This is a genomic window from Enterococcus spodopteracolus (assembly GCF_030441955.1).
GTDB lineage: Bacteria > Bacillota > Bacilli > Lactobacillales > Enterococcaceae > Enterococcus_B > Enterococcus_B spodopteracolus.
In genome coordinates, this window is record NZ_JARJHD010000017.1 from 22,634 (window position 1) to 28,890 (window position 6,257).

At 38.3% G+C, this 6,257-nt stretch carries 14 protein-coding genes; all 14 read left to right on the forward strand.

Translation table 11 applies throughout. From position 1 onward, the window contains the following. The first annotated feature begins 1 nt into the window (after window position 1). Complete coding sequence (locus tag P3R27_RS15440; protein WP_438839295.1) at window positions 2–157, forward strand: DUF7694 domain-containing protein; 156 nt, start codon at window positions 2–4, stop codon at window positions 155–157. A 13-nt stretch (window positions 158–170) separates the two neighbouring features. Continuing rightward, a complete protein-coding gene (locus P3R27_RS12940; RefSeq protein WP_034687958.1) occupies window positions 171–590 on the forward strand; it encodes a YopX family protein in 420 nt (139 codons plus the stop codon). Further along, window positions 587–1,756: a DNA (cytosine-5-)-methyltransferase gene (gene dcm / locus P3R27_RS12945; protein ID WP_301357311.1), complete on the forward strand. Its 1,170-nt coding sequence runs from the start codon at window positions 587–589 to the stop codon at window positions 1,754–1,756. The genes P3R27_RS12940 and dcm overlap by 4 nt, the downstream gene beginning before the upstream one ends. A gap of 13 nt (window positions 1,757–1,769) precedes the next feature. Continuing rightward, entirely contained in the window at window positions 1,770–1,973 is a 204-nt protein-coding gene (locus P3R27_RS12950) for a hypothetical protein (protein ID WP_301357312.1), read from the forward strand. Window positions 1,974–2,012: 39 nt separating this feature from the next. Further along, complete coding sequence (locus tag P3R27_RS12955) at window positions 2,013–2,222, forward strand: hypothetical protein (protein WP_301357314.1); 210 nt, start codon at window positions 2,013–2,015, stop codon at window positions 2,220–2,222. A gap of 44 nt (window positions 2,223–2,266) precedes the next feature. Then, entirely contained in the window at window positions 2,267–2,665 is a 399-nt protein-coding gene (locus tag P3R27_RS12960; protein WP_301357315.1) for a DUF7448 domain-containing protein, read from the forward strand. Between the two features lie 39 nt (window positions 2,666–2,704). Further along, window positions 2,705–2,989: a hypothetical protein gene (locus tag P3R27_RS12965; RefSeq protein ID WP_301357316.1), complete on the forward strand. Its 285-nt coding sequence runs from the start codon at window positions 2,705–2,707 to the stop codon at window positions 2,987–2,989. Then, complete coding sequence (locus tag P3R27_RS12970; protein ID WP_301357317.1) at window positions 2,989–3,696, forward strand: ORF6C domain-containing protein; 708 nt, start codon at window positions 2,989–2,991, stop codon at window positions 3,694–3,696. Before P3R27_RS12965 ends, P3R27_RS12970 begins: the two co-directional genes overlap by 1 nt. A gap of 42 nt (window positions 3,697–3,738) precedes the next feature. Then, window positions 3,739–3,939, forward strand: a complete 201-nt coding sequence (locus tag P3R27_RS12975; protein ID WP_301357318.1) for a hypothetical protein — start codon at window positions 3,739–3,741, stop codon at window positions 3,937–3,939. After that, window positions 3,939–4,220, forward strand: a complete 282-nt coding sequence (locus P3R27_RS12980; RefSeq protein WP_455424149.1) for a hypothetical protein — start codon at window positions 3,939–3,941, stop codon at window positions 4,218–4,220. Before P3R27_RS12975 ends, P3R27_RS12980 begins: the two co-directional genes overlap by 1 nt. A gap of 17 nt (window positions 4,221–4,237) precedes the next feature. Then, on the forward strand, window positions 4,238–4,531 hold the full coding sequence (locus tag P3R27_RS12985) for a hypothetical protein (RefSeq protein ID WP_301357320.1): 294 nt from the start codon (window positions 4,238–4,240) through the stop codon (window positions 4,529–4,531). A gap of 63 nt (window positions 4,532–4,594) precedes the next feature. Next, on the forward strand, window positions 4,595–4,999 hold the full coding sequence (locus P3R27_RS12990; protein ID WP_301399085.1) for an ArpU family phage packaging/lysis transcriptional regulator: 405 nt from the start codon (window positions 4,595–4,597) through the stop codon (window positions 4,997–4,999). 72 nt (window positions 5,000–5,071) lie between these two features. Continuing rightward, window positions 5,072–5,539 carry an ArpU family phage packaging/lysis transcriptional regulator gene (locus P3R27_RS12995; protein ID WP_002343586.1) on the forward strand — a complete coding sequence of 156 codons (468 nt, stop codon included), beginning with the start codon at window positions 5,072–5,074 and terminating at the stop codon, window positions 5,537–5,539. A gap of 507 nt (window positions 5,540–6,046) precedes the next feature. After that, entirely contained in the window at window positions 6,047–6,229 is a 183-nt protein-coding gene (locus tag P3R27_RS13000; RefSeq protein WP_023520372.1) for a hypothetical protein, read from the forward strand. The last annotated feature ends 28 nt before the right edge of the window (window positions 6,230–6,257 follow it).

The window sequence follows — 6,257 nt, forward strand, 5'->3', positions numbered from 1 at the left end:
GATGTGTAGAATTAAAGATATTTGCTTTGAACCAGATGAAGTTGTAGTGCAATTCCATCCTAAAAATAGCGAATATGTCAATATTAAAAACAATTGTCTGCATCTATGGAAACCGCAAAATGTTGAAATTCTAACACCACCGATAATTTTAGTTTAATGGAGGACAGCAAATGATACCAAAGTTTAGAGCATGGTTGAAAGATGAACAGGAAATGCAAGATGTTTTAGCATTTGATACAAGAGGGCATAGTTTCTTAGGGATTGAAGGGACACATGTTACCGTTGAAGGTTGGTGTGATGTTTTTGAAGTTGGTGAGCAAGTTGAACTCATGCAATCCACAGAACTGAAAGACAAGAACGGCGTAGAGATTTTTGATGGGGATATTGTAGCGGTCGAAAATCATCCCTTTCAAAGAAAAGAAGATAGTGGTGCAGGAATAGAAATCGAAGGCAATTATGTAGTTGGGTGGGATCAACACGACTTAACATGGTGTGCCGGAAGTTTATTATTAGCTAGGCTAAAGCCTTATGTAAAGGTCGTCGGAAATTTATTCCAGAATTCAGAGTTGTTGGAAGAAGTGAAGAAATGAGATTTTTAGACTTATTTGCAGGTATCGGCGGATTTCGATTAGGTATGGAATACGCTGGACATGAATGCGTAGGCTTCTGCGAGATCGATAAATTCGCAAGAGCTAGTTACAAAGCGATACATGATACAGAAGGAGAGGTGGAAATGCATGACATCACAACAGTATCAGATGAGTTTGTTCGAGGAATCGGAAGTGTCGATATTATCTGTGGAGGATTTCCGTGCCAAGCTTTCTCAATTGCAGGAAAGCGGAAAGGTTTCGAGGATACTAGAGGAACTCTCTTCTTTGAAATTGCAAGGTTCGCATCTATTCTCAGACCACGCTATCTATTCCTTGAGAACGTCAAAGGACTCCTCAATCACGAAAGAGGGGCTACGTTCGAGACGATCCTCAGAGCCTTGGATGAACTCGGGTATGATGTGGAATGGCAAGTGCTTAACTCTAAAGACTACGTTCCACAAAACAGGGAGCGAGTATTCATTATCGGACATCTTAGAGGAGAACGTGTCAGAAAAGTATTTCCTTTCGAGAGAGATGACCGATCGGCTAATCAAAAATATCGAATCAAAAAAATAGGAAATATACGTAAAAAAGGGTTATCGCAAAGCGGTGATGTTGTATCGATTAATGGTATTGCACCAACAATGTGCAGCACGACAACGCAAAAAGATCCCACGAAGATTGTAGTACCAGTATTAACGCCTGAGCGTTTAGAAAAAAGACAGAACGGTAGACGTTTCAAAAAAGATGGAGAAGAGATGCTTACTCTTACAGCTCAAGATCGACATGGGATTGCCATAGTGCAAAAGCCAAGAGGATATAACGATGGTGGGAGATATGAAATTGCGCCGACATTGTCATCGCATAGCTGGCATGAAAATAATTTGCTTTCAATCGGAGGAATCTACACAAATGACTCAGAAAGATTTAACAGAGGAGTTCTTCCGGGAATGAGTAGGACATTGAAAGCAAATAAGTCGGATGCTGGGATATACGATGGGGTTCGAATTCGTAAACTTACACCACGTGAATGCTGGAGGTTGCAAGGCTTTCCAGATTGGGCGTTTGATCGAGCAAAAGAAGTGAACAGCGATAGTCAACTTTATAAGCAAGCTGGCAACAGTGTGACAGTGCCAGTAATTGCAGATGTAGCGAAGAGAATGTGAAGGAGGAACAGCGATGAATAAAAAAGCAGATTATGTGATTTGCACAATTCCTGACTATATTAACGTAACTTGCCCTTATTGCGAGTGGGAAGATGATTACGATTGGGATGAACTCCACTCAAAAATGGGTAGCGAATTATATTATGGAAATTGCGGAAGTGTTGAGTGCGCATATTGTAAACAAGAGATCCAGTTAGGCGAATGTGAATACGATTGATTCCCCAATCGACAGAAATAAAAAACTAGGAGGTGCGTTATGCAAATAGAAAACTCAGCACTCCCAGAGAATGGATACATTGAAAAAGTAATCAATGTTGAAAAACTAGAGAGTGGGAATTATCAAGTGACGGCTCGTGCTTTTCCTACAAGAAAAAGGAAAGTCCAAATTATTACTATGGAATTTTCTCAAAATGGGTTTAATGCATTAGTAGGCTCGTTGATGGCTATGTCGCAAGGAAGAGAATAATTCCACTATCCACCAAAATAACTAACTAGAGAGGGATGATATAAATGGAATATCACAAAGATACAATTGAAAAACTAAAAGAGAAAGTATTGATGAAAAGAATTAATGAGCTATCAAACAATAGTCTAGTTTTAGTTGATGGTACAACAATCAATTTTGAATGTACTGATGCAGATTGTTGCGCTTCTGCAGATGGTACTTGGGAATCTGCTACAGCAGATGGTCTTATAACAGATGTGCGGTTGGTTGACGTGAAAGAAGATGAAGAAGCGTGGGGAGAAACTCAAATGATTGCTCAATTAGTAGTAATGCATGATCAAAATCCTATCGCTCAAGCGCAACTAAGAGCTGATAACGGAAATGGAGATTATTATTTTAGTGTTTTATCCGTTTTTGTTAACGGAGAAGAGGTAGGCAAGATTTTGGAAAGCTATTATGGCTAGTCCGCAATTTAATGGAATAGCAGAAAGCGAGGAATGAATGTGAGTGATAAATTAGCAGTCTTAATGGAATTTAATGGATATACAAAGGATGAGCTGGAAGCTTATCTAAGTTTGAAATTTGGAGCAATGACTAAAGGCGAAATGACCGCATCTATCCTGAGTCAATCTGGGTGCGAAAAGGTAAAGTCTGTAATCTTTGAGCAACCGCAATCTTGTATATTATGTGATTCAGTTGCAGATCTTGAACTAGAAGCTGGAGGGTGTATTTGTGACAACTGCGCCCAAATCCAAGGTGAATTATCTGAATTCGAGGAGGATAAATGATGGATGAATTAATTAAAACATACAAGAACGAGCAAAATGAGACTTTGGTGAACGGTCGTGAGCTGCATAAGTATTTGGAAGTGAAGACGCGATATAACGATTGGTTCACTGACATGATTCAATATGGATTCATTGAAAACGTTGATTTTACAAGTTTTACTGAAAAAAGAGTAAAACCTTCAGGAGGTCGTCCATCAATTGATCACGCCTTAAAATTAGATATGGCAAAGGAAGTATCAATGATTCAAAGGACTGAAAAAGGCAGACAAGCTCGCCAATATTTTATCGATGTTGAAAAACGGTACAATGCAGCACCGATGGACAATACGGAATTATTATTACAAACAGCTTTGCAGCACCAACGTGGTTTTGTAGTCGTTAACGAACGGCTAGACAGGCTTGAAACAGAGACGACAATCAATACAAGTCAACGCCGAAAAATAAAAGGAGCAGTCACATCAACTGTTATTAAGGTATTAGGTGGCAAAAAATCAAATGCATATCGCGATGCTAGCATTCGATCCACTACATTTAGTCAGTGTTATAAAGAGCTTCGAGAGGTTTACGATGTGGCTTCCTATATGGATATCCCCAAAGTCAAAAACGACGAGGCGATGAGTTTTATTCCAAAGTGGCAGCCTAGGCTCGAACTGCAGATTAGGATAGATTTTGCGAATGGCAAATCTGACTTGTGGGCCGAAGATTAATTCCACAATCGTCAGCGATATCAAACTAAAGGAGTAATTAAGATGGAAAAAGATAAAAGTTTAATCATATGGAATAAAGACGGGTCAATAATGAAATTTGAGAAAGTAACCAATTTTAGAGATGAATGGCAAAAAGAACAAATTTCGTTTGAATATTTTGGTGTTAGCACCCAAGTCCGTCGGAAGGCAGTATTCTACACTAATAATATTGCTGGCTATGCTTTAGGGCAGGAGGAAGCGTGATGATCAAAGGAAAAAGTAAATTTGATTCAGAAATGTTTTACGGAGATTACGATAATTGGATGGGATTTAATAAGCAAAAATACACAAAAGAACAAGCGATTGAAGCTTGGAAAGAAGAAATGTCTGAACTTGATGAAGTTATCCCGTTTGTTGTTGAAGATGCTTTTGTCCGCTATCGTGTAGGACAAAATGAAGATCACGAGCCTTGCGCTGGATGGTGGTTAGAGTGGAAAGATTATGGAAACAAATCTGTGCCTGCATGGTCAATTAGACAAGCTTAACCTTAGGAGGAAGCGGAATGAAACTCAAAGACGAATTTTACACTGATGCTTATGGAATTGGTGGCTTGATGATGGATCTACCAACTAAAAATCCTATAAAGCAAGTGGAATCAGAAATTAAAGTTGGCGATATGGTTCGTTGCACAGCGGAAGAGTTCATTTATCCAATCAGAGGGTATGTAGAACGTGTGTACAATCATTCAGCAGTTATTCGTATTGAGAATACGATGGACTGTGACAAAGAACTAGCAAAGAGCAAATCGAATATTGCAGTGGCTCGATTAGTGGATATGGAAGTTATAAAAGCTTAGTTTTGCTCTTTAAACTACCTTACAAATATGAGTATTTTTCCACAACTGGAAGGAGAAGGAACAATGGTAAACCCTTTGGAGAATATAGATGCTAAACAAACAAGAAAAAATGCAAGGGCAGTATTGAACAACTATAGAAATTTAGAACGTTTAGTCGGACCAGTGAAAGTGGACTTTTCCGTGATGATGATTACTAAGAAGTTTAAACCTATAAATGACAGTCAAAATGAAGAAATTATTGAAGCAGTAAGCATTCGAAATTCGGTTATTGATGCGTTAGTGCGATTAAGTAAAATTCATTTTCAAGTTCTTTATTATAGCTTTTGTTTTCCTAATAAGATGACCATGTATCAAATTGGGGAAAAGTTAGGATATTCTGACAGAACTATTGAGAGAATGAAATCCGTAGCTTTGATCGAATTCGCTGAGGCATATAAATCGGGTGAGCTTATTTCACGTACAAAATAAAAAGCCGGATTCCTCCGACTTTAATTAATAATTCTGACACAATTATTATATCATAAATGGAGGAATCAATGGATGGTACTTTTCGATGTAAAGAAGTATGAGACACCAGAGGCAAAAGATGTGGATATGGATCGCACAAAACATAATGTTGGTGTTTTTCTTTCAGCATATCTGTCAGCTAGATGTAGAATAGGTCAACCTCGGGAGCCTAAAGTCACAGCATCTTACTCCTTGGTTCCACCTTCTACAGCAAATAATACATTTGAAGCAGAGCGAATGATGATTGAAAAAGAGGAAGCACAAGAAGAATTTGAGTACTTGCACAAATTATTTATTCGTGGCTATTCAGCGATTCAGCATCCGCATAAACCGGATGTAACAGAGAGGCGAAAAAAGATATTCTATGATCGCTATATCAATGGTATGTCGATTTATGTAACTGCCCAAAGAAATAATACGAGCGAGGAATCTGTAAAAGCAGAATCAAACAAAATCATCATTCAATTTGCTTCTTCCTTAGAACTGGTTGCTTTTAAGTAGCCAGTTTTTACACTTTTTATACCCATTTACTACCCAAAAGCTTTCCTTTTTATACCTTTTTTATACCAATCAACTACCTAGCAAATGATTTATTATGATAGTGTCGAAAGATTAGGAAACAGGACTTCGACAAAAACAATTTGAAGGGAGGAAATCTCCCTCATCGTTGTAATTAAGCTTCGATAGACAGCAGCAAATAAACTAAAGGATGTGGGGTTCAGCTCCTACAGATAGTTCATATGTTGCTGTCTATTCTTATTATGTCGCTGTGGCGGAAGTAGAGAGACGCGAAGGTGAAGGTAGAATTCGTACGGCGGACTACTAGGACCTTGTACAAAACTAGAGAGGATTAGTACATGTGTGGTGCGATTCCACTCCAGCGACTTTGGTTTACGGAAAGTCCAAACCGTACAGAGCTATAACTGCATCTCGTTGCTGAGGTGTAGTTTTTACATATTAGATCACTCGTTGAGTGGTCTTTTTATTGTATATAAGGGGGCAATGTTTATGTTAGCGTTAGTTGATTTGGTACTCAACGGAATCGTGTATTGTAAAAAAGGCATGGTAGTTCAGCTCAAAAATAAGACAGGTAAATATTCCACACTAAGTCGAACCTATCAAGATGGAGAGAAACAAAAAACAATTGAATTCAAAGTAAGTAATGAATTAATGCCTCTGTACTTTGAGTAAGCGGACTTTTTATTCTGGAGGGAAATCA

Bases quoted from the DNA above. Each gene is read 5' to 3' on its own strand.
- P3R27_RS15440 (WP_438839295.1), top strand. From the start codon at position 2: ATGTGTAGAATTAAAGATATTTGCTTTGAACCAGATGAAGTTGTAGTG.
- P3R27_RS12940 (WP_034687958.1), top strand. From the start codon at position 171: ATGATACCAAAGTTTAGAGCATGGTTGAAAGATGAACAGGAAATGCAA.
- dcm (WP_301357311.1), top strand. From the start codon at position 587: ATGAGATTTTTAGACTTATTTGCAGGTATCGGCGGATTTCGATTAGGT.
- P3R27_RS12950 (WP_301357312.1), top strand. From the start codon at position 1,770: ATGAATAAAAAAGCAGATTATGTGATTTGCACAATTCCTGACTATATT.
- P3R27_RS12955 (WP_301357314.1), top strand. From the start codon at position 2,013: ATGCAAATAGAAAACTCAGCACTCCCAGAGAATGGATACATTGAAAAA.
- P3R27_RS12960 (WP_301357315.1), top strand. From the start codon at position 2,267: ATGGAATATCACAAAGATACAATTGAAAAACTAAAAGAGAAAGTATTG.
- P3R27_RS12970 (WP_301357317.1), top strand. From the start codon at position 2,989: ATGGATGAATTAATTAAAACATACAAGAACGAGCAAAATGAGACTTTG.
- P3R27_RS12975 (WP_301357318.1), top strand. From the start codon at position 3,739: ATGGAAAAAGATAAAAGTTTAATCATATGGAATAAAGACGGGTCAATA.
- P3R27_RS12980 (WP_455424149.1), top strand. From the start codon at position 3,939: ATGATCAAAGGAAAAAGTAAATTTGATTCAGAAATGTTTTACGGAGAT.
- P3R27_RS12985 (WP_301357320.1), top strand. From the start codon at position 4,238: ATGAAACTCAAAGACGAATTTTACACTGATGCTTATGGAATTGGTGGC.
- P3R27_RS12990 (WP_301399085.1), top strand. From the start codon at position 4,595: ATGGTAAACCCTTTGGAGAATATAGATGCTAAACAAACAAGAAAAAAT.
- P3R27_RS12995 (WP_002343586.1), top strand. From the start codon at position 5,072: ATGGTACTTTTCGATGTAAAGAAGTATGAGACACCAGAGGCAAAAGAT.
- P3R27_RS13000 (WP_023520372.1), top strand. From the start codon at position 6,047: ATGTTAGCGTTAGTTGATTTGGTACTCAACGGAATCGTGTATTGTAAA.